The organism is Lysobacter sp. GX 14042 (genome assembly GCF_021390425.1).
Lineage (GTDB): Bacteria > Pseudomonadota > Gammaproteobacteria > Xanthomonadales > Xanthomonadaceae > Novilysobacter.
In genome coordinates this window covers 155,569-174,922 of record NZ_JAJUWY010000004.1, presented here as the reverse complement: position 1 = coordinate 174,922, position 19,354 = coordinate 155,569, and the positions used below count along the sequence as shown (strand labels likewise).

Sequence of the window (19,354 nt, the reverse complement as noted above, 5' to 3'; positions counted from 1 at the left end):
TTGGGCGCGCCTTTGGGGCGTCCCGTCCGGGGTGCGTTTTGCTTGCGTACGGTTTGGGTCTGGATCCTGGAGGATGGATGGACGTGCGGGTTGGGCAGGGATTTGATGTGCACGCTTTCGGCGAAGGCGGCGACCATGTGGTGGTCGGCGGGGTGCGGGTGCCGCACGAGTGCGGCGTGCTGGCGCATTCCGATGGCGACGTGGCGATCCATGCCCTGTGCGATGCGATGCTCGGCGCGCTGGCGCTGGGTGACATCGGGCGCCACTTCCCGCCGTCCGATCCGCAGTGGAAGGGTGCCGACAGCCGGGCTTTCCTGCGCCATTGCCGCGAGCTGGCCGCCGAGCGCGGCTGGCGGCCGGGCAATGCCGATGTCACGGTGATCTGCGAGCGGCCGAAGATCGGTCCGCACGCCCAGGCGATGCGCGAGGCACTGGCGGCCGACCTGCAGGTCGAGGTGGACGCGGTGAGCGTCAAGGCGACCACCAGCGAGAAGCTCGGGTTCACTGGCCGCGGCGAAGGCATCGCCGCGATGGCGGTGTGCCTGATGGTCCGCGGGTGAGTGGCGACGGCACGCCCGCGGCCCACGGCCCGGCGGTGCTCCAGGGCCGCTACCGCGCGGTGCCGGAGGACTTCCGGGTCGAGGAGTTGCCGGCCTTCGAGGCCGATGGCCAGGGCGAGCACCTGCTGCTGACGGTCGCCAAGCGCGGCATGAACACCGCGCACGTGGCGCGCCGCATCGCGCAATGGGCGGGGGTGGACGAGCGCGATGTCGGCTACGCGGGCCTGAAGGATCGCCATGCGGTCACCACCCAGCGTTTCAGTGTGCAGCTCCCGGGGCGGCCCGACCCGGATCCCGCCGCGCTGGAACTGGACCAGGACGGCGAATCGCTCCGGGTGCTCCACGCGCGCCGCCACTCGCGCAAGCTGTCGCGGGGGGCATTGGCCGGCAACCGCTTCGTGCTGGTCGTGCGCGAGGTGCGCGGCGAACGGGCGCGGATCGAGGCGCGGCTGCGGGCGATCGCCGGCCACGGCGTGCCCAATTACTTCGGGGTGCAGCGCTTCGGCCGTGGCGGTGACAACCTGGGCCGCGCGCTGGCGATGTTCGGCGGCCGCCGGGTCGGGCGCGAGCAGCGCTCGATGCTGCTCTCGGCGGCGCGCTCGCAGCTGTTCAACCAGGTGCTGGCCGCGCGGGTCCGTGGCGGCAGCTGGGTGGCCGGGCTGCCCGAGGGCGAGGTCTGGATGCTCGATGGCAGCCGCAGCGTGTTCGGCCCGCAAGCGCTGGACGCGGAGCTGGCCGACCGGGTGCAGCGTTTCGACATCCACCCCACCGGCCCGCTGTGGGGCCGCGGCGGCCTGCGCAGCGATGGCGCGGCACGTTCGCTGGAACTCGATGCGATCGCCGATCCGGCATCCCTGCGCCTGCGCGAGGGGCTGGAGGCCGCGGGGCTGAAGCAGGAGCGCCGCGCGCTGCGCCTGCGCCCGGCGGATATTGCCTGGCAGTGGCCGGCCGGCGACGTGCTCGAACTGTCCTTCGTGCTTCCACCGGGCACCTATGCCACCGCGGTGCTGGCCGAGCTGGGCGCGCTCGAGGAAGGCGCGGCTGGCCCCTGACCGCCGCGCCCGCCGCCACGCTCAGTCGGCGAAACGGATCTTCAGCTCGACCCGGCGGTTCGGCGCCAGGCAGTCAACCAGTGCCTGGCCGCGTTCGCCCTCGCATTCCACCAGCGGTGCCTCGCTGCCCCAGCCGGCGACGGTCATGATCCCCTCGTGGATGCCTTCGCCGACCAGGTAGTCGCGGACCGCCTGGGCGCGACGCAGTGACAGGCGCTGGTTGGCCCGGGCATTGCCGATCCGGTCGCTGTGGCCGATCACGTTGATCGCCGCCACCGGGCGCTGGCGCAGCCGATCGACCAGTGCGGCCAGCGCCTGCATGCCTTCGGGGCTGAAGTCATCGAGGCTGGCCCTGCCGAACCCGAACAGCCCGTCGCCGGAAAGCTGCTCGATGATGGTGGTCGGCAGCACGGGCGTCGCGTGCTCCGGTACCGGCTCGGGCGCGGGTGTGCGGGTGCCACAGGCGGACAACATCACGACGGCCGCGGCCAGTGCCGCGACGGCAATACGGTGCTTCATGCTCTTCCCCCAGTCCATTGACGATCCCCTTCGCGGAGCATAGCAACGGCGGATGACAAAGAAAGCAGTCAGCCGCGGCGGCGGGGCGCCAGCAGCACCAGCACCGCACCGGTGCCGCCCTGGGCCGGCGGGGCGGAGTGGAACGCCAGCACCCCGGCGCGCTGGCGCAGCATCCCGTCGACCAGGTTCTTCAGCACCGGGACCCCGCTGCGGCCGATGTCCTCGCTGCCGCGGCCCTTGCCGTGGATCACCCGCACGCAGCCCAGCCCGTGGTCGCGGGCATCGGCGAGGAACCGGCGCAGCAAGCCCTCGGCGGTCCGGGCATCCAGGCCGTGCAGGTCCAGCTCCTCCTGGGCCGAGATCTCGCCGCGGCGCAGCCGTTGCCAGGCGCGCGCGGGCAGGGCGTCCTGGCGGTAGGCCAGCACGTCGCCGGCCTGCACCGGCAGCGTCTCCAGGCCGTGGCGGAACTCCTCCCGGGCGGCCTGCTCGTCCTGCTCGGCCATCCGCGCGCGCGGCCGTGGGCGGGGGCGGCCCGGCGGCGCCGGGCGCTCGTCGAGCCGCCGCACCTTGCCGATGGCGGCGCGGAAGAGTTCGCTGTCGTCGTCGGGATCGCTGTCCATGGCGCGGCGGGCAGGCACAAATCGGCGGGCGGGCCCCAAGGGTAACGTCCCGCGCACCGGCCGGGCGGGTGCCGGGTCGGCTATCATGCCCGCTTGCCGATCGCGCTCGCCCGGGCGGCGCGGCACCGGCCGCAACGCGGCCGCGGGGCACCCATCCGACAGTCCAGCCAAGCGCCAGCGGGCGCCTGCCAAGGGAGACCATGCGAGTTCTGGTCAGCAATGACGACGGCGTCGATGCGCCGGGGATCCGGCACCTGGCCGAGGGGCTGCGCGCCGCCGGCCATGAGGTCCTGGTGGTGGCACCCGACCGCGACCGCTCCGGCGCCAGCAATTCGCTGACCCTGGACGCGCCGGTGCGCGTGGTGCAGCAGGACGGCGCCACCTGGCGCGTGTTCGGCACCCCCACCGATGCGGTCCACGTGGCGATCACCGGCATGCTCGAGGTGGAGCCGGACATCGTCGTGTCGGGCATCAACAACGTCGCCAACCTGGGCGACGACGTGATCTATTCCGGCACCGTCGCCGCGGCGATGGAAGGCCGTTTCCTCGGCCTGCCGGCGGTGGCGGTCTCGCTGGCCACCCGCGACGGCGTCGGCCGCCACTACGAAGCCGCCGCCCGCGCCGCCGCCGAGATCATCGCCCGGCTGAGGGTCGACCCGCTGCCGGCCGACACCATCCTCAACGTCAACGTGCCGGACCTGCCGTGGGAGGAGATCCGCGGCTTCGAGGTCGGACGCCTGGGCAGCCGCCACCGGGCCGAGGCCTGCATCCCGCAGGTCGACCCGCGTGGCCGCCAGTGGTGGTGGATCGGCCCCGCCGGCGCCGAAGAGGACGCCGGCCCCGGCACCGACTTCCACTCGGTGCGCGGCGGCCATATCTCGATCACCCCGATCAAGGTCGACCTGACCCGCTACCAGGCACTGGAGCAGGTGGCCAGCTGGGTCGCCGGGCTGGAGGCCAACCTGGTCAAGGCGGACGGTCGATGACCCCGCGCATGCGCCTGCAGCCCGAGGCGATGGGCAGTGGCCTGACCTCGCAGCGGGTGCGTGACCGGCTGGTCGAGCGGCTGCGCGCCAACGGCATCGCCGACGAGCGGGTGCTCGAGGCGGTCCGGCTGGTGCCGCGCCACCTGTTCGTGGACGAGGCCCTGGCCACCCGCGCCTACGAGGACACCGCGTTGCCGATCGGCCACGGGCAGACCATCTCCCAGCCCTGGGTGGTGGCGCGGATGACCGAGCTGCTGCTCCAGGTCGACCCGCGGAAGGTGCTGGAAGTCGGCACCGGCTCGGGTTACCAGGCCGCGATCCTGGCCGCGCTGGGGCTTGAGGTGCACACCGTCGAGCGCATCGGCGACCTGCTGCGCAGCGCGCGCAAGCGCTTCCGCCAGCTGGGCCTGAACGTGCGCAGCAAGCACGACGACGGGCGCCTGGGCTGGGAAGAGAACGGCCCCTATGACGCCATCATCGTCACCGCCGCCGCGCCGGCCCTGGTCCAGGGACTGGCGGGCCAACTGGCGCCGGGCGGGATGCTGGTCGCCCCCGTCGGTTCGGCGAGCGCCCAGAACCTGATCGTGCTCGAGCGCGACCGCGGCGGCACCCTCAGCCAGCGTGAACTGGAAGCTGTAGTCTTTGTCCCGCTCCTGCCCGGGCTGGTCGACTGAGTCCCACGAGAGAAACACGATGAGGCTCTTTGGCCCGATCTATGACCGCTGCCGGACGTGGGCGAGTCACCACCTGGCTGCGCGCTACCTGTTCTGGATGAGCGTTGCCGAGTCGATATTCTTCCCGGTACCGGTCGACGTCATGCTCGCGCCCATGGCGCTCGCCAGGCCGTCTCGCTGGTGGCGGCTGGCGGTGCTTTGCGCAGTGGGCTCGGTGCTGGGGGGGCTGGTGGGCTACGCACTTGGGGCGCTGGCGCTGGAGGCGACTTGGCCCTTGATCCAGCGGCTGGGCTGGGATGCGACCTTCATCCACGTACAGGAACTGTTCGTCCGCCACGGCATCTGGATCGTGTTCGTCGCGGCATTCACGCCGATCCCCTACAAGGTATTCACCCTCGCGGCAGGCGCGACCGGCATAGGCTTGCTACCTTTCATCTCCGGTTCGCTGGTTGGCCGTGGTGCCAGGTTCCTCCTGGTTGCCGGCCTCGTTGCGTGGGGTGGTCCACGGGTCGAGCCCATGCTGCGCCGCTACATCGAGGTGCTCGGCTGGCTGGTGGCGCTGCTGGTCCTGATTGCACTGGCCTGGATGGAGTTCCGGCGCTGAGCGCGCCCCGGGTACCAAGGAGAACGACAGCCGCATGAGTAACAACGCACGCGCATCCGCCCCCCGCCTCCGCCTGCTACGGATCTCGGCAGCTGCTGCGTTGCTGGGTTCTCTGTTGCTGGTCGCGTGCGCCAGCAGCACAGTCACGCGCACCCCGGCTGGTTCAACGCCCAAGTACGGCGCGACCACGGTCGTCAAGCGTGGCGACAACCTGTACCGGATCGCCACCGGCAACGGCATCACCACCCTGGACCTGGCGGCCTGGAACAACATCCCGCCGCCTTACACCATCTATCCGGGTCAGCGCCTGAAGCTCTATCCCGATTCCGGCGCCGGGCGCATGCCGTCGCGCGGCACTGCCGGTACGGCCACGCCGCCGGCCAGTCGTCCCCCAGCCACCTCGGCACCCGTACCCTCACCGGCGCCCGCGGGCAAGGCGATCGCCAGCTCGATCAAGTGGCGCTGGCCGGTCGACGGCTCATTGCTCAGCAGCTACCAGTCCGGCGACCCGACCCGCCAGGGCATCGACATCGCCGCCACCGGCGGGGCGCCGGTGCGCGCCACTGCCGACGGCACCGTGGTGTATTCGGGGTCCGGGCTGGTCGGCTATGGCGAGCTGATCATCCTCAAGCACAGCGAGGAGTGGCTTTCCGCGTACGGCCACAACCGCAACCGGATGGTCAACGAGGGCCAGGTGGTGAAGGCCGGGCAGCAGATCGCCGAGGTCGGCCGCAGCGGCGCCTCGCGCGACATGCTGCACTTCGAGATCCGCCACAACGGCAAGCCGGTCGACCCCCAGCTCTACCTGCCGAAGCGCTAGGAGCGCCGGGTCAGCCCGGGAGGATGAAGGCGGCGACCACGCGCCGCTGCTCGCTGGCCATCACGGTGTAGGTCCGGGCCACGGCGGCGTTGGTCATCACTTCCAGGCCGATCCCGCGCTGCAGGCAGGCGGCCATCACCTCCGGCGGCGGGAACACCTGGCCGGCGCCGCTGCCCAGCAGGATGGCTTCCGGATCCAGCGCCAGCGCCGGTTCCAGGTCGGCCGGGGTCATCGTCCCGGCGTCGCGGACCGGCCAGTCCTCGACCAGGCGGTCGGGGGCGACCAGGAAACTGCGGGTCAGGCGACGGTCGTTGACCCGCCCCTCGAAGGCATTCGCCCCGCGCAGGAAATACGCGTAATCCGGGTTTTCCAGGATCAGGTCCATGGCTGCCTCCTAACGCGGGAGCACGATCTCCCGGTGTTCCCGGCTCTGCCGGTAGAACACTGCGGTGTGGCCGATGCGTTGCACCAGCGCCGCGCCGGTCTGTTCGGCCAGGCGGGCGATCATGGCGTCGCGTTCCTCCCGTTCCGCCCCGGCCACCCTCACCTTCACCAGCTCGTGGTGCTCCAGGGCCAGGTCCAGTTCCGCCACCAGGTTCTCTGTCACGCCCTTGCCGCCGACCTGGATCATCGCCCGCAGGCCGTGGGCCATGCCGCGCAGGAAACGGGTCTGGGCGGAGCTCAGGGGGGTCGACATGACGGTTGCGGTTACGGTGCGGGGAGGGCGCGCAGGGTATCATGCGGGGCCCTGCAACCCGCGACTGCCGATGGCTTCACGCAGCAAGAGCAGCCAGCGCTGGCTCAAGGAACACCATTCCGACCCGTTCGTGAAGAAGGCACGGGCGGAGGGCATGCGTTCGCGGGCGGTCTACAAGCTCGAGGAGCTGGTCGAGCGCGACCGGCTGCTGCGCCCGGGCATGACCGTGGTGGACCTGGGCGCGGCCCCGGGCGGGTGGTCGCAGTGGGTTCGGCGCGAGCTGGGCGACACCGGTCGGGTGATCGCACTGGACATCCTGGAGATGCCGCCGCTGGCCGGCGTCGAGTTCCTTCATGGGGATTTCAGGGACGATGACGTCCTATCGGCGCTCGAGGCCGCGCTCGACGGACAACCGGTGGACCTTGTGCTGTCGGACATGGCCCCCAATAAGAGTGGAGTGGATGCGGTCGACATGCCGCGCGCGATGTACCTGGCCGAGCTGGCCATGGACTTCGCCGACCGCCACCTGCGCGAAGGTGGCACGTTCCTGATCAAGCTGTTCCAGGGCGTGGGTTTCGACGATTACGTGCGCGATCTGAGACGCCGGTATGAGAAGGTGTCGATCCGCAAGCCGGAGGCCTCGCGCAAGCGGTCGCCGGAGGTATACGCGCTGGCGCGCGGCAGGCGCGCCGGGACGAATTGATGCCTACGGGCAAGAGGTGTAGCGGTAGATGAACGATCTGGCCAAGAACTTGCTGATGTGGGTGGTGGTCGCCGTCGTGCTGATGGTGGTGTTCCAGGCTTTCGGTCCCCGGACCGCCGGCCAGGGCGCGCCGCAGGAGGTGACCTACTCCCAGTTCCTGAAGGACGTCGATGGCGGCAACGTCAAGGCGGTCACCTATACCGAGGACAGTGGGCTGGCCGGCAACGCCCTGCGCTTTGAGCGCAAGGACGGCAGCACCGGCACCACCAACGGTCCGGCGGACGACGCGCTGGTCAACGTGCTGGTGCGCGAGAACGTCGAGATCACCCGGATCCCGCCCGACAACGGGCCTTCGCTGCTGTACATCCTGATCAACATCCTGCCGTGGGTGCTGTTCATCGGCATCTGGGTGTATTTCATGCGCCAGATGCAGCAGGGCGGCAGCAAGGGCGCGATGAGTTTCGGCAAGTCGCGGGCCAAGCTGCAGGGCGAGAACGAGGTCAAGGTCACCCTGGCCGACGTGGCAGGCTGCGAGGAGGCCAAGGAGGAGGTCGGCGAGCTGGTCGAGTTCCTGCGCGACCCCTCCCGGTTCCAGAAGCTCGGCGGCAAGATCCCGCGCGGGGTACTGATGGTCGGACCGCCGGGTACCGGCAAGACCCTGCTGGCGCGCGCCATTGCCGGCGAGGCCAAGGTGCCGTTCTTCAGCATTTCCGGCTCCGACTTCGTCGAGATGTTCGTCGGCGTGGGCGCCAGCCGCGTGCGCGACATGTTCGAGCAGGCCAAGAAGCACGCCCCGTGCATCATCTTCATCGACGAGATCGACGCCGTCGGCCGCCACCGCGGCGCCGGCCTGGGCGGCGGCCACGACGAGCGCGAGCAGACCCTCAACCAGCTGCTGGTGGAGATGGACGGCTTCGAGGGCGGGGAGGGGGTGATCGTGATCGCCGCCACCAACCGCCCGGACGTGCTCGACCCGGCGCTGCTGCGCCCGGGCCGCTTCGACCGCCAGGTGGTGGTCGGGCTGCCGGACGTGAAGGGCCGCGAGGAGATCCTGCGCGTGCACATGCGCAAGGTGCCGGTGGCCGACGACGTCGAGCCGATGATCGTCGCCCGCGGCACGCCCGGCTTCTCCGGCGCGGACCTGGCCAACCTGGTCAACGAGGCGGCGCTGTTCGCGGCCCGGACCAAGGACAGCGAGGTGCGCATGGAGCACTTCGACAAGGCCCGCGACAAGATCATGATGGGCGCCGAGCGCCGCTCGATGGCGATGAGCGAGGACGAGAAGAAGCTCACCGCCTACCACGAGGCCGGCCACGCGATCGTCGGCCGCCTGGTGCCCGAGCACGACCCGGTCTACAAGGTGACGATCATTCCCCGCGGCCGCGCGCTGGGCGTGACCATGTACCTGCCCGAAGGCGACAAGTACTCGATGAACAAGGTCGCGATCGAATCCCAGCTGTGTTCGCTGTACGGGGGGCGCGTGGCCGAGGAACTGATCTTCGGCCACGACAAGGTCACCACCGGTGCCTCCAACGACATCGAGCGGGCGACCAAGATGGCCCGCAACATGGTCACCAAGTGGGGCCTGTCCGACGAGATGGGGCCGATCGCCTATTCCGACGACGAGGACGAGGTGTTCCTGGGCCGTTCGGTGACCCAGCACAAGAGCGTGTCCGACGACACCGCGCGCAAGATCGACGAGGTGGTCCGCGGCATCCTCGACAAGGCCTACCACCGCACCACGGCGATCCTCAGGGACAACCTCGACAAGCTGCATGTCATGGCCGAGGCCCTGCTGCAGTACGAGACCATCGACGCCAGGCAGATCGACGACATCATGGACGGCCGCGAGCCGGGCCCGCCGGCCGACTGGAGCCGGGGCGGCAAGCCGCCGGTCGACCAGCCGCCGCCCCCGCCGGGCACGGTGGTCGGGCCGGTGGCGCAGACCTGACCGGCGCTTGCCGCCGCTACCCGGAAGGGGCCAGAGTCCGCTCTGGCCCCTTTTCCGTTTGAGCCCATGTTCGACACCGCTCCCACGCTCGACTGCAACGGCCGCCCCCTGGTGCTCGACCGCGCCCGTGTGATGGGGATCGTCAACGTCACCCCGGACTCGTTCTCCGACGGCGGCGCCCACGACACCGTGGATGCCGCGTTCGCCCATGCGTTGCGGCTGCTGGAGGAGGGGGCGGACATCCTCGACATCGGCGGGGAATCGACCCGCCCCGGCTCGGCCGGCGTGCCGGTGGACGAGGAGCTGCGCCGGGTGGTGCCGCTGGTCGAGCGCCTGGCGCGCGAGACCCGGGTGCCGATCAGTGTCGATACCTCCAAGCCCGAGGTGATGCGCGCGGCCGTGGATGCCGGTGCGGGCATGATCAACGACGTCTACGCGCTGCGCCGCGAGGGCGCGCTGGACGCCGCCGCGCAGGCTGCGGTGCCGGTGGTGCTGATGCACATGCTCGGCGAGCCGCGCTCGATGCAGGACCTGCCGCACTACGAGGACGTCAGCGCCGAGGTGCAGCGTTTCCTGGCCGAGCGGATCTTCGCCGCCGAGATGGCCGGCATCGCCAGGAGCAGGCTCGTCGTCGATCCCGGTTTCGGCTTCGGCAAGACCACCGCGCACAACGTCGAGCTGCTGGCCCGCATGGGTCGCCTGGCCGAACTCGGGGTCCCGGTGCTGGCGGGACTCTCGCGCAAGCGCAGCATCGGCGAGCTGACCGGCCGTGACCTGCCTTCCGCGCGCGCCCACGGTTCGGTGGCGGCGCACCTGCTGGCGGTGCAGCGCGGGGCCCGGATCGTGCGGGTGCATGATGTCGCCGGGACCGTCGATGCGCTCAGGGTATGGCACGCGGTCGAGGCGGTCGCGGTGCCACGTCAGGGGCGCTCCGCGCCCGCGATGGCATGGGGCGACGACGACTGAGCGGCTCCCCGGCGGGCTGAAAGCAACCGCCGGTCTACGTTAGGCTGCGCGACTTGTGCCGCTTCCGGGCGGTCCACGCACTGCAGCAAAACGGGGGACCCCGCATGAATGATGGCTCGTCGATGATCGCCGCCAACACGCCGCTGATCGTCACCTTTCTGGTTTACCTGGCCGCCATGGTCCTGATCGGGTTCATCGCCTGGCGCCGGACGGAGAGTTTCGACGATTACATCCTCGGGGGGCGCAAGCTCGGCCCGACCGTGACCGCGCTGTCGGCCGGCGCATCGGACATGAGCGGCTGGCTGCTGATGGGCCTGCCCGGTGCGATGTACCTGGGCGGGGTGTCGGAAGCCTGGATCGGCATCGGCCTGGTCATCGGCGCCTGGGTGAACTGGCGCATCGTCGCCGGCCCGCTGCGGGTCTACACCGAGCACACCGGCAACGCGCTGACCCTGCCGGACTACTTCACCCATCGTTTCGAGGACCGTTCGCGGGTGCTGCGGATCTTCTCGGCGGTGGTGATCCTGGTGTTCTTCGCGGTCTATTGCGCCTCGGGCATGGTCGCCGGCGCGCGGCTGTTCGAAAGCGTGTTCGGCATGTCCTACGGCAGCGCGCTGTTCTGGGGCGCCTCGGTGACGGTGCTGTACACCTTCGTCGGCGGCTTCCTGGCGGTGAGCTGGACCGACGTCGCCCAGGGCACCCTGATGCTGTTCGCGCTGCTGCTGGCGCCGGTGCTGACCATCATGCACACCGGCGGCTGGGAGGTGACCGTGGAAACAGTACGCTCAGTCGACCCGTCGCTGCTGCTGTGGACCCGCAACGCTGCGGGCCCGATGAGCGTGATGGCGCTGGCCTCGCTGATCTGCTGGGGCCTGGGTTATTTCGGCCAGCCGCATATCCTCGCCCGCTTCATGGCGGCCGATTCGGTGCGCACGATCCCGGCCGCGCGCCGGATCGGCATGGGCTGGATGATCCTGTGCCTGGCCGGCTCACTGTCGATCGGCTTCTTCGGCATCGCCTATTTCGCCGTCAACCCGGGGGCGGCCGGGCCGGTGGAAGCCAACTCCGAGCGGGTCTTCATCACCCTGGTCGAGCTGCTGTTCAACCCGTGGATCGCCGGCATCCTGTTGTCGGCCATCCTGGCCGCGGTGATGAGTACGCTGTCGAGCCAGCTGCTGGTGTGCTCCAGCGTGCTGTCGGAGGACTTCTACCGTGGTTTCATCCGCAAGCAGGCGAGCCAGCGCGAGCTGGTCTGGATCGGCCGGCTGGCGGTGCTGCTGGTCTCGCTGGTGGCGATCGGCATCGGCCGGGATCCGGACAGCAAGGTGCTGGGGCTGGTGGCCTACGCCTGGGCCGGCTTTGGCGCCGCCTTCGGACCGGTGGTGCTGCTGTCGCTGTTCTGGAAGCGCATGACCCGCGATGGCGCGCTGGCCGGCATGCTGCTGGGGGCCTCGACCGTGCTGTTCTGGAAGGAGGTGATGGTCAACCGGATGGGCTCGGAGGTGTACGAGATCATTCCGGGCTTCATCATCGCCACCGTCGCCATCATCGCGGTGAGCCTGCTCGGCCGCTCGCCTTCCCCGGCGATGCAGGCCAGGCACGACCAGGTCCACGCCGCGCTGGACGAGAACGGCTACTGACCGCGATGGGCGACCGGCGTCCATCGGCCATTGCCCTGATGGGGCCGACCGCCTCGGGCAAGACCGCGCTCGCCCTGGAGTGGGGCGAGCGCCTGGGGGGTGAAATCGTCAGCGTGGACTCGGCGCTGGTCTATCGCGGCCTGGATATCGGCTCGGCCAAGCCCGACGCGGCCGAGCAGTCCCGGGTACCGCACCACCTGGTCGACATCCGCGAGCCTTGGCAGGCGTACTCGGCGGCCGAATTTGCCGCCGATGCGCGTGCCGCGATGGCCGGGATCGCGGCGCGGGGCAGGGTGCCGATCCTGGCCGGCGGCACCGGGCTGTATTTCCAGTCCCTGCTGCAGGGCCTGTCGGTGATGCCGCCGGCGGATCCGCACGTGCGCGCCGCGCTGGCGGCCGAGGCCGAAAAGCGTGGTGGCTGGCACGCGATGCATGCCGAACTGGCACGGATCGATCCAGAGTGCGCGGCGCGGATCCAGCCCGGCGACCCGCAGCGCATCCAGCGTGCCCTGGAGGTCTGGCAGCTGTCGGGACGCACCATGAGCGGTTGGCGCAGCGAACCGCTGCCGCCGCGCCCGCCGTTCCGCGTGCTGCGGCTGGCCCTCGCGCCGTCCGACCGCGCGGTGCTGCACGGGCGCATCGCCCGCCGTTTCGACCTGATGCTCGAGGCCGGTTTCCTCGACGAGGTCCGCCGGCTCCGCGCGCTGCCGGAGCTGGCCGGCCATCCCGCGCCGCTGGACCTGCCGGCGCTGCGGGCGGTCGGCTATCGGCAGGCCTGGGAACACCTGGACGGTCGCCACGATGCGGCGGAGTTCCGCGAACGGGCGATCGCCGCCACCCGGCAGCTGGCCAAACGCCAGCTCACCTGGCTGCGGGGCCAGCCCGACCTGCGATGGTTCGATCCGGTCAGCGACCGTGCCGGCCTGGACCAGGCACTCTCGCTGTTCCTCCCCTGGTAGCGGCGTCGGCCACGAGCCGGCATCTGGCGGCCAGCGCACAGCGCAATCCCCCGTGCGTGCGCTACCATCCCAGACAGCCTTGCCACGGGGTGGTGGCGGGTCGCCGGCCGCCCGCGGACGGCCATACAACAACTACAAATCCAGACCGATTTTTTAGGGGAATTCGATGTCCAAGGGGCAATCCTTGCAGGATCCTTTCCTGAACGCGCTGCGTCGCGAACGCGTCCCGGTGTCCGTGTACCTGGTCAACGGGATCAAGCTGCAGGGCACGATCGAATCGTTCGACCAGTTCGTCGTCCTGCTGCGCAACACCGTCAGCCAGATGGTCTACAAGCACGCCATCTCCACGGTGGTGCCGGCGCGCAACGTGCGCGTGGGGCCGGGCGGCGGGCACGTGCAGGCCGGGGAGCCGGGTGCGAATGGCAATGGCAATGGCAACGGCGCGGAGCGCGACGGGGAGGACTGACGGGCCGTGGGTTCCCGCGTTCGCGGGAACGACGGGCGGGCTTGCGTTTGGCGCGGCGCGGACCCATGTGGTGGGGATGCGCCGCCGGTGCCCGGAGATGACCCCGCTTGTTTGAACGTTCCCGCAAGGGCGAGCACGCCCTGCTGATCCAGCCCCACGCCGGCGGTCCGCCGGACCAGGACCTGCTGGAAGAATTCGCCGAACTGGCCCGCTCGGCGGGCGCCAGCGTGGCGGCGGTGCTCCCGGCGCGGATCGACCGGCCCAATGCCGCCACCCTGATCGGCAAAGGCAAGCTGGAAGAGGTCCAGGCCGCGGCCGAGGCCAGCGGCGCCGACCTGGTGCTGGTCAACCATCCGCTCAGCCCGGTGCAGGAGCGCAACCTGGAGAAGGTGCTGCAGCGGCGCGTCGTGGACCGGACCGGGCTGATCCTGGACATCTTCGCCCAAAGGGCCCGCAGCCACGAGGGCAAGCTGCAGGTCGAACTGGCGCAGCTGCGCCACCTGGCCACCCGGCTGGTCCGCGGCTGGACCCACCTGGAGCGCCAGCGCGGCGGCTCGATCGGCCTGCGTGGCCCCGGCGAGACCCAGCTGGAGACCGACCGCCGGCTGCTGCAGAAGCGCCTGGAGCAATTGCAGAAGCGCCTGGACAAGGTCGAGGTGCAGCGGGCGCAGATGCGCCGCGCCCGCGTGCGCAGCGAGTTGCCCCGGGTGGCCCTGGTCGGCTACACCAACGCCGGCAAGTCGACCCTGTTCAACGCCCTGACCGGCGCCGACGCGTACGCCGCCGACCAGCTGTTCGCCACCCTGGACCCTACGGTCCGGCGGGTCGAGCTGCCGGCCGGACCGGTGGCCGTGGCCGACACCGTGGGTTTCGTGCGCGACCTGCCGCATGAGCTGGTCGCGGCGTTCCGCTCCACCCTGAGCGAGGCGCGCGAGGCCGACCTGCTGCTGCACGTGGTCGACGCCTCCGACCCCCTGAGGGACGAGCGCATCGCCCAGGTCGACGAGGTGCTGGCGGAGATCGGCGCCGGCGAGTTGCCGCAAGTGCTGGTGCTCAACAAGATCGACCGGCTGGACGACGCCCGGCCGCGCATCGACCGTCCCGCCGACGGCCACGCGCGGGTATGGATCTCCGCGCGCGACGGCGACGGGGTGGGGCTGCTGGCCGAGGCGGTGGGCGAGGTGCTGCAGATGCGCCACGTGTGCGGCACGATCGAACTGCCGCCACGCGCCGGCCGCCTGCACGCACGGCTGCATGCACTGGGCGCGGTGCGCGCCGAGCAGGCCGGCGAGCATGGCTGGCGGCTGCAGGTGGACCTTCCCGAAGCGGAAGCACGCAGGCTGGCGACGGGTCCGGAAGGACACGTGCTGGCTTCGCTGCTGCCCGCCCCATAGAATCAGCGGTCGCATTTTCTCGGAGCTGGCATGGCCTGGAACTCTCCCGGCAGCAATGATCCCGGCGGCAAGGGGCCGCGGCGCGGCAACGGCGGGCTGGAGCAGATCCTCGATCCGCTGCGCAACCTGTTCGGGGGCGGAGGTGGCATCGGCCGCTGGGTCCTGCTGGTGCTGGCACTGTGGCTGGCGGCCAACTGCTTCGTGCTGATCGCCGAGCAGCAGCGCGGCGTAGTCCTGCGCTTCGGCGAGTACGCGCGCCTGCTGCAGCCCGGCCCGCACTTCAAGCTGCCATGGCCGCTCGAGCGCGTGGTCAAGGTCAACGCCACCTCGATCAAGAACTTCGGCACCACGGTGCCGGTGCTGACCGCGGACGAGAACATCGTCCAGGTCGAGATCAACGTGCAGTACCGGGTCAGCGATCCGCGCCTGTACCTGTTCGGTACCCGCGACGGCGACGCCATGCTCACCCAGGCCGCGCTGAGCACCGTGCGCGAGCAGGTCGGCCGCTCGCCGCTGGACACCGTGCTCGGCGCCCGCAACGCGCTGGCGGTCTCCGCCCGCGACCAGTTGCAGGCCTCCCTGGATGCGTATCGCACCGGACTGGTGGTGACCGAGCTCAACCTGCCCAACGCCCGTCCGCCGGAGGAGGTCAAGCCGGCCTTCGACGACGTCAACAGCGCGCAGCAGGACCAGGACCGCCTGATCAGCGAGGCCGAGGCCTACGCCGCCCAAGTGGTCCCCGAGGCCCGTGGTACGGCGGCCCGGGTCCGGGCCACCGCCCAGGGCTACCGCGAGGCGAGCATCGCCCGTGCCCAGGGTGACGCCGACCGTTTCTCGCTGCTGGTGGACGAGTACCAGCACGCCCCGGGCGTCACCCGCAAGCGCCTGTGGCTGGAGACGGTACAGGGCGTGCTGGCCGACAACCGCAAGGTGGTGGGCGGGGATTCGCGCCAGCTGATCTACGTGCCCATGGACGGTGCCGGCGGCGGCCGCGCCGATGGCGGCCAGTCCCGGCAGCCGCCCCTGGTCACCCCCGAGTTGCTGATGCCGGAGCAGGGCCAGGGCGCCGACACCGGTGCCGCGCGCAGCCCGCGCCCCACCGGTCGTGAGGAGGTGAGCCGATGAGGTACCCGGTACTCGTTGCACTCGTCGTTGCCCTGGTCCTCGGGCTGATGGGTGGCACCTACGTGGTCCGCGAAGGCCAGGTGGCCATGGTCCTGAACCTGGGCCGGGTCGACCGCACCGGGATCGGCCCGGGCCTGCACTTCAAGTGGCCGCTGATCGAGCGCGCGTTGGTCTTCGACCGCCGCCTGCAGGTACTCGACGCCGAGCCGGAGCGCTACCTGACCTCCGAGCGCAAGGACGTCGCGGTGGACTTCTTCACCGTCGGCATGATCGAGGACGTGCGCGCGTTCTACCGCGCCACCGGCGGCGACGAATCGATCGCCGTGGACCGCCTGGCGCCGATCATCAAGGATTCGCTGCGCAACGAGATCAACGCCCGCACCCTCAAGGAGATCGTCTCCGGCGACCGCTCCGAGATCATCGAGCAGCAGCTGGAAGGCATCAACCGCGGCGCGGCCACCATCGGCATCCGGATCATCGACCTGCGCCTGAAGCGCATCGACCTGCCGACCGACAGCCAGGTCATCCAGGACGTCTACCGCCGCATGCGCGCCCAGCGCCACCAGGTCGCCAGCCGCCTGCGCGCCGAGGGTGCCGAGGAGGCGCAGACGGTGCGCGCCGAGGCCGACCGGCAGCAGCAGGTGATCATCGCAGAGGCCGAGCGCGACGCGCAGCGGCTGCGTGGCGAGGGCGATGCCCAGGCGACCCGGATCTATGCCCAGGCAGCCAACCGCGACCCCGCGTTCTATGCCTTCCAGCGCAGCCTGGAGGCCTACCGCGCGGCGTTCGCCGACGGCAAGGGCGTGATCGTGTTGGACCGCGACGACGAGTTCCTGCGCTATCTCGACAGCGACAGCTGAGCCGCGGTCGATGTGGGGTGAGCTGATGGCGGCCGCCTGCCTGGCGCTGGTGCTGGAAGGGCTGTTCCTGTTCGCCGCCCCGCGTGCCTGGCGCCAGGCCATGGTGCAGCTGGTACGGCTCGACGAGCAGCGCCTGCGCCGCATCGGTGGCCTGGTGCTGGTCGCCGCGCTGACCGGCCTGTGGCTGGTCCGCGGCCCCGGCTGAGCGCGGGCCCGGCCGCAGGTTCCGACCGGGCCCGGCCGTCAGCCGGTCATGGGCCGACTCCCGCCTCCAGCGGGACATCGTGGGCGCGCAGCCAGGCGGTGACCGCCTTGCGCTCGTCCCTGGCCTGCTGCGACAGCGAGCCTTCCGGCGTGCGGAAGAAGTAGGCCTGGAAGGTGGCCTCCTGTCCGCCCGGCGCGTGCGCAGCGGCGCCGGCCTCGAGCAGCGCGAGCACATGGGCGCCGGCATTGATCATCGCCGCGCGGTGCAGCGGGGTGTAGCCCTGCGAATCGGTGGCGTTGGGGTCGGCGCCGGCGTCCAGCAACAGGGCGAACTGCCTGCTGGTGCGCGGCGACACCGCCACCGCCAGCGGGGTCTCGCCGTTGCGGCGGTTACGCGCGTCGGGATCGGCGCCTTGCCCGAGCATCAGCTCCAGATAGGAGGGATCGTCCGCCAGCGCCGCGGTGTGCAGGGCGGTGGTGCCGTTGAAGCCTTCCGCCTCCGGGTCGGCGCCACTGTCCAGCAGGGCCTCGAAGCCGGAGCGGCTGCCGGACAGGATCGCGAACTGCAGCAGGTTGATGCCGTCCTCGCCGCGCGCGTCCGGGTCGGCGCCATCCTGCACCTGGGTGCGCACGGCGTAGGCGTTGCCATGCCGGGCCGCACTGGCCAGTCCGGCGGCCTCGGCATCGTCAAACGGTAGGTCCATGGGTTCTCCGCTGCAGGCGCTGGTGGACATGAGTACCGCCAGCAGCAGGGTCAGCGTCGCGGGCTGGCGGCAGGGCATGCCGGGATACTAGCGCTCGGGCGTGGTTCTTTCAGAACCGGTCCTTGAGCCAGTTCCACCCATCGGTGAGGGCCTGGTCGACCACGCCCAGGCCCTCGCTGGCCTTCTGGATCGCCCAGCCTCCGGCCCCGGCCACCGTTTCGACAGCGTCGCCGACCCCGCGTGGGATGGCGCCGATCACTTCACCGCCAGCGCGGGTGACATCCGCCAGGCCATTGGCGAGGAAACGGTCCACCGGATGGCTCATGCCGCCGGCGGCCTGCTCGAGGCGGTTGGCGGCATTGTCGGCCAGGCCTTCAATGGTGGCGCCGGCTATGTCGGTGGCGGTGTCGACGAACTCACCCGCCGCGTCCAGGCCGAACCGTACATCCGATCCGCCCCGGTACCACTGGGCCTGCACGTCACGGCCGTCGGCGGCCAGTGCCTCGGCTTCGGTCCGGCCTTCCTGGTGCCGTTCGACGTGGCCGCGGAACTCGTCCACGCCCTGCGCGACCTCCTCGGTCACCCGGCTCTCGACCTCGCGGCTGTTGAGCGGCGACATCAGCGTGCGCTCGATGCTGGCGGGGTTCTGGTAGCCGTCCTGCCACGGCTGCTGCTGCAGCATGGTGTCGATCAGGACCTGCTGCTCGTGGCTGCTGGCCGCCCGGCCCAGGTACTGGATGCCGCTGGCCAGGCCGCCGAGGGGGCCGGGCAGTTGCGAGAGGCCCTCCAGGGCGTCGTTGACGCGGTCGGCGGTGCCGGGATCCACGCCGGCGTGTTCCAGCCCGTATTCGATCACCCGGTCGGCCAGCTCGCCCTCGGGCTTGACGATGACCTGGTGGCCGATGGCGTCGGGGGCAAGCGGTGCGGTGATCCAGCCTTCCTGGACTTGGGTCAGCGCATCCTCGTGCATCGAGTAGCGGCGTACCTGGCCGTCTTCCGCCTGGCTGCGGAACTGTTCGCCGTCCAGGCCGAGGCGCTCGAAGGTGCGGTCATGCACGCCGGAGGGGTCGAAGGTCACCGCGGGGATGCCGGTCACCGCCGAGGCCACCGTCGCCAGCCCGCCGCCCTGCGAGTGCCCGGTCAGCGCCAGATTGGTCCAGGCGGGATTGCCTTGGGCATCCACGCCCCTCTCGCCGAAAGCCTGGGCGAACTCCTGCGCGGCCTGGGGGGCCAGGCGGTCGAACTCGTCGGTGTACTGGCCGGCGCCCTGGCTGAAGTTGGTCATCCAGTCCGCCGCGCCGTCGGCCGTGCCGCGGTAGGCCAGCACGTAGTTGCCCTGGCCGTCGGTGAAGACCTCGGCCTTGAACTGGCTCCCGGGCACGTCCAGCCGGCCCGGGTCCATGCCGGCGGCCTGCAGCTGGGTGTCGTCCAGCGCGGTCCAGCCACACAGATCGACGTCCGCGTCCCCGTAGACGGTGGTGGACATGCGCATCAGGTCGACGTCGATCTCGCGGCCGCGGGTGCCGGAGACATGTCCGGAGAAGTCGGTCGCGTCGTAGGGCATGGCCGGCGCCGGCCCGCAGCTTGCCGGGGCGACCTGCGGGTGCCAGGACGGTTCGGGCCGGTACGGGGTGGCGCTCCCCCCAGGAGCCTGCGGGCGATCGGGCAACGGAGGCGGCGGGGCGAGTGGCGCCAGCCGGGCCTGCAGTACAGACGGGGCGGTGATCGGGTTCATGGCGCCTCGGCCTTTCAATCGGACGCCCCGAGCTTTGCAGCACCGCGCGCGTGGCCGCCATTGGGGCGGACCCTAGCGGGACTGGCCCGGGACCCCCGAAACCCGGATAATGCCG

21 protein-coding genes and 1 pseudogene are annotated in these 19,354 nt (G+C 70.9%); 16 read left to right on the top strand and 6 right to left on the bottom strand.

Translation table 11 applies throughout. From position 1 onward, the window contains the following. Positions 1 to 77: 77 nt before the first annotated feature. Both ispF and truD read left to right on the top strand, forming a co-directional pair. Entirely contained in the window at positions 78 to 560 is a 483-nt protein-coding gene (gene ispF / locus LY625_RS08155; RefSeq protein ID WP_233739526.1) for a 2-C-methyl-D-erythritol 2,4-cyclodiphosphate synthase, read from the top strand. Further along, on the top strand, positions 539 to 1,612 hold the full coding sequence (gene truD / locus LY625_RS08150) for a tRNA pseudouridine(13) synthase TruD (protein WP_343223474.1): 1,074 nt from the start codon (positions 539 to 541) through the stop codon (positions 1,610 to 1,612). Before ispF ends, truD begins: the two co-directional genes overlap by 22 nt. A gap of 21 nt (positions 1,613 to 1,633) precedes the next feature. Here the strand turns inward: truD and LY625_RS08145 are convergent, their stop codons facing one another. Both LY625_RS08145 and LY625_RS08140 read right to left on the bottom strand, forming a co-directional pair. Further along, positions 1,634 to 2,131: an OmpA family protein gene (locus tag LY625_RS08145; RefSeq protein WP_233739525.1), complete on the bottom strand. Its 498-nt coding sequence runs from the start codon at positions 2,129 to 2,131 to the stop codon at positions 1,634 to 1,636. Positions 2,132 to 2,199: 68 nt separating this feature from the next. After that, entirely contained in the window at positions 2,200 to 2,751 is a 552-nt protein-coding gene (locus tag LY625_RS08140) for a Smr/MutS family protein (protein ID WP_233739524.1), read from the bottom strand. Between the two features lie 200 nt (positions 2,752 to 2,951). Between LY625_RS08140 and surE the strand changes: the two genes are divergently transcribed. Genes surE through LY625_RS08120 form a run of 4 tightly spaced genes read left to right on the top strand, consistent with a single transcriptional unit; the run spans position 2,952 to position 5,835 of the window. Further along, positions 2,952 to 3,737 carry a 5'/3'-nucleotidase SurE gene (gene surE, locus LY625_RS08135; protein ID WP_233739523.1) on the top strand — a complete coding sequence of 262 codons (786 nt, stop codon included), beginning with the start codon at positions 2,952 to 2,954 and terminating at the stop codon, positions 3,735 to 3,737. Further along, positions 3,734 to 4,411: a protein-L-isoaspartate(D-aspartate) O-methyltransferase gene (locus tag LY625_RS08130; RefSeq protein ID WP_233739522.1), complete on the top strand. Its 678-nt coding sequence runs from the start codon at positions 3,734 to 3,736 to the stop codon at positions 4,409 to 4,411. The genes surE and LY625_RS08130 overlap by 4 nt, the downstream gene beginning before the upstream one ends. A gap of 19 nt (positions 4,412 to 4,430) precedes the next feature. Beyond that, positions 4,431 to 5,015 (top strand): YqaA family protein, encoded by a 585-nt coding sequence (locus tag LY625_RS08125; protein ID WP_233739521.1) that lies wholly within the window; start codon positions 4,431 to 4,433, stop codon positions 5,013 to 5,015. A 34-nt stretch (positions 5,016 to 5,049) separates the two neighbouring features. Next, positions 5,050 to 5,835, top strand: a complete 786-nt coding sequence (locus LY625_RS08120) for a peptidoglycan DD-metalloendopeptidase family protein (protein WP_233739520.1) — start codon at positions 5,050 to 5,052, stop codon at positions 5,833 to 5,835. A gap of 10 nt (positions 5,836 to 5,845) precedes the next feature. Here the strand turns inward: LY625_RS08120 and LY625_RS08115 are convergent, their stop codons facing one another. Together LY625_RS08115 and yhbY are read right to left on the bottom strand one after the other, a co-directional pair. Continuing rightward, positions 5,846 to 6,220: an Mth938-like domain-containing protein gene (locus tag LY625_RS08115; RefSeq protein ID WP_233739519.1), complete on the bottom strand. Its 375-nt coding sequence runs from the start codon at positions 6,218 to 6,220 to the stop codon at positions 5,846 to 5,848. 9 nt (positions 6,221 to 6,229) lie between these two features. Next, on the bottom strand, positions 6,230 to 6,532 hold the full coding sequence (gene yhbY, locus LY625_RS08110) for a ribosome assembly RNA-binding protein YhbY (RefSeq protein WP_233739518.1): 303 nt from the start codon (positions 6,530 to 6,532) through the stop codon (positions 6,230 to 6,232). Between the two features lie 70 nt (positions 6,533 to 6,602). Between yhbY and rlmE the strand changes: the two genes are divergently transcribed. The 10 genes and pseudogenes from rlmE (at position 6,603) to LY625_RS08060 (ending at position 16,801) form a co-directional block, all read left to right on the top strand. Next, positions 6,603 to 7,235: a 23S rRNA (uridine(2552)-2'-O)-methyltransferase RlmE gene (gene rlmE, locus LY625_RS08105; protein WP_233739517.1), complete on the top strand. Its 633-nt coding sequence runs from the start codon at positions 6,603 to 6,605 to the stop codon at positions 7,233 to 7,235. A 28-nt stretch (positions 7,236 to 7,263) separates the two neighbouring features. Next, a pseudogene (ftsH, locus tag LY625_RS08100) lies at positions 7,264 to 9,114 on the top strand (ATP-dependent zinc metalloprotease FtsH); the annotation flags it as partial. A gap of 138 nt (positions 9,115 to 9,252) precedes the next feature. After that, positions 9,253 to 10,152, top strand: coding sequence for a dihydropteroate synthase (gene folP / locus LY625_RS08095; RefSeq protein ID WP_233739515.1), 900 nt, complete (start codon positions 9,253 to 9,255; stop codon positions 10,150 to 10,152). 104 nt (positions 10,153 to 10,256) lie between these two features. Then, on the top strand, positions 10,257 to 11,792 hold the full coding sequence (putP, locus tag LY625_RS08090; RefSeq protein ID WP_233739514.1) for a sodium/proline symporter PutP: 1,536 nt from the start codon (positions 10,257 to 10,259) through the stop codon (positions 11,790 to 11,792). 5 nt (positions 11,793 to 11,797) lie between these two features. After that, a complete protein-coding gene (miaA, locus tag LY625_RS08085) occupies positions 11,798 to 12,751 on the top strand; it encodes a tRNA (adenosine(37)-N6)-dimethylallyltransferase MiaA (RefSeq protein WP_233739513.1) in 954 nt (317 codons plus the stop codon). A gap of 166 nt (positions 12,752 to 12,917) precedes the next feature. Beyond that, the gene (gene hfq / locus LY625_RS08080; RefSeq protein ID WP_233739512.1) at positions 12,918 to 13,217 is read left to right on the top strand and encodes an RNA chaperone Hfq; all 300 of its coding nucleotides are present in this window, start codon (positions 12,918 to 12,920) and stop codon (positions 13,215 to 13,217) included. Between the two features lie 107 nt (positions 13,218 to 13,324). Next, the gene (gene hflX, locus LY625_RS08075) at positions 13,325 to 14,611 is read left to right on the top strand and encodes a ribosome rescue GTPase HflX (RefSeq protein ID WP_233739511.1); all 1,287 of its coding nucleotides are present in this window, start codon (positions 13,325 to 13,327) and stop codon (positions 14,609 to 14,611) included. Between the two features lie 30 nt (positions 14,612 to 14,641). Beyond that, the gene (gene hflK, locus LY625_RS08070) at positions 14,642 to 15,736 is read left to right on the top strand and encodes an FtsH protease activity modulator HflK (protein WP_233739510.1); all 1,095 of its coding nucleotides are present in this window, start codon (positions 14,642 to 14,644) and stop codon (positions 15,734 to 15,736) included. Continuing rightward, the gene (locus LY625_RS08065) at positions 15,733 to 16,596 is read left to right on the top strand and encodes a protease modulator HflC (protein WP_233739509.1); all 864 of its coding nucleotides are present in this window, start codon (positions 15,733 to 15,735) and stop codon (positions 16,594 to 16,596) included. The genes hflK and LY625_RS08065 overlap by 4 nt, the downstream gene beginning before the upstream one ends. Before the next feature lie 10 nt (positions 16,597 to 16,606). Then, on the top strand, positions 16,607 to 16,801 hold the full coding sequence (locus LY625_RS08060; protein ID WP_233739508.1) for a DUF2065 family protein: 195 nt from the start codon (positions 16,607 to 16,609) through the stop codon (positions 16,799 to 16,801). A gap of 46 nt (positions 16,802 to 16,847) precedes the next feature. On the opposite strand, the gene LY625_RS08055 is transcribed toward LY625_RS08060, so the two are convergent. Next, positions 16,848 to 17,504 (bottom strand): ankyrin repeat domain-containing protein, encoded by a 657-nt coding sequence (locus tag LY625_RS08055; RefSeq protein WP_233739507.1) that lies wholly within the window; start codon positions 17,502 to 17,504, stop codon positions 16,848 to 16,850. 109 nt (positions 17,505 to 17,613) lie between these two features. Further along, entirely contained in the window at positions 17,614 to 19,239 is a 1,626-nt protein-coding gene (locus LY625_RS08050; RefSeq protein WP_233739506.1) for an Mbeg1-like protein, read from the bottom strand. Between the last annotated feature and the right edge of the window lie 115 nt (positions 19,240 to 19,354).

Bases quoted from the DNA above. Each gene is read 5' to 3' on its own strand.
- ispF (WP_233739526.1), top strand. From the start codon at position 78: ATGGACGTGCGGGTTGGGCAGGGATTTGATGTGCACGCTTTCGGCGAA.
- LY625_RS08145 (WP_233739525.1), bottom strand. From the start codon at position 2,131: ATGAAGCACCGTATTGCCGTCGCGGCACTGGCCGCGGCCGTCGTGATG.
- LY625_RS08140 (WP_233739524.1), bottom strand. From the start codon at position 2,751: ATGGACAGCGATCCCGACGACGACAGCGAACTCTTCCGCGCCGCCATC.
- surE (WP_233739523.1), top strand. From the start codon at position 2,952: ATGCGAGTTCTGGTCAGCAATGACGACGGCGTCGATGCGCCGGGGATC.
- LY625_RS08130 (WP_233739522.1), top strand. From the start codon at position 3,734: ATGACCCCGCGCATGCGCCTGCAGCCCGAGGCGATGGGCAGTGGCCTG.
- LY625_RS08125 (WP_233739521.1), top strand. From the start codon at position 4,431: ATGAGGCTCTTTGGCCCGATCTATGACCGCTGCCGGACGTGGGCGAGT.
- LY625_RS08120 (WP_233739520.1), top strand. From the start codon at position 5,050: ATGAGTAACAACGCACGCGCATCCGCCCCCCGCCTCCGCCTGCTACGG.
- LY625_RS08115 (WP_233739519.1), bottom strand. From the start codon at position 6,220: ATGGACCTGATCCTGGAAAACCCGGATTACGCGTATTTCCTGCGCGGG.
- yhbY (WP_233739518.1), bottom strand. From the start codon at position 6,532: ATGTCGACCCCCCTGAGCTCCGCCCAGACCCGTTTCCTGCGCGGCATG.
- rlmE (WP_233739517.1), top strand. From the start codon at position 6,603: ATGGCTTCACGCAGCAAGAGCAGCCAGCGCTGGCTCAAGGAACACCAT.
- folP (WP_233739515.1), top strand. From the start codon at position 9,253: ATGTTCGACACCGCTCCCACGCTCGACTGCAACGGCCGCCCCCTGGTG.
- putP (WP_233739514.1), top strand. From the start codon at position 10,257: ATGAATGATGGCTCGTCGATGATCGCCGCCAACACGCCGCTGATCGTC.
- miaA (WP_233739513.1), top strand. From the start codon at position 11,798: ATGGGCGACCGGCGTCCATCGGCCATTGCCCTGATGGGGCCGACCGCC.
- hfq (WP_233739512.1), top strand. From the start codon at position 12,918: ATGTCCAAGGGGCAATCCTTGCAGGATCCTTTCCTGAACGCGCTGCGT.
- hflK (WP_233739510.1), top strand. From the start codon at position 14,642: ATGGCCTGGAACTCTCCCGGCAGCAATGATCCCGGCGGCAAGGGGCCG.
- LY625_RS08065 (WP_233739509.1), top strand. From the start codon at position 15,733: ATGAGGTACCCGGTACTCGTTGCACTCGTCGTTGCCCTGGTCCTCGGG.
- LY625_RS08060 (WP_233739508.1), top strand. From the start codon at position 16,607: ATGTGGGGTGAGCTGATGGCGGCCGCCTGCCTGGCGCTGGTGCTGGAA.
- LY625_RS08055 (WP_233739507.1), bottom strand. From the start codon at position 17,504: ATGGACCTACCGTTTGACGATGCCGAGGCCGCCGGACTGGCCAGTGCG.
- LY625_RS08050 (WP_233739506.1), bottom strand. From the start codon at position 19,239: ATGAACCCGATCACCGCCCCGTCTGTACTGCAGGCCCGGCTGGCGCCA.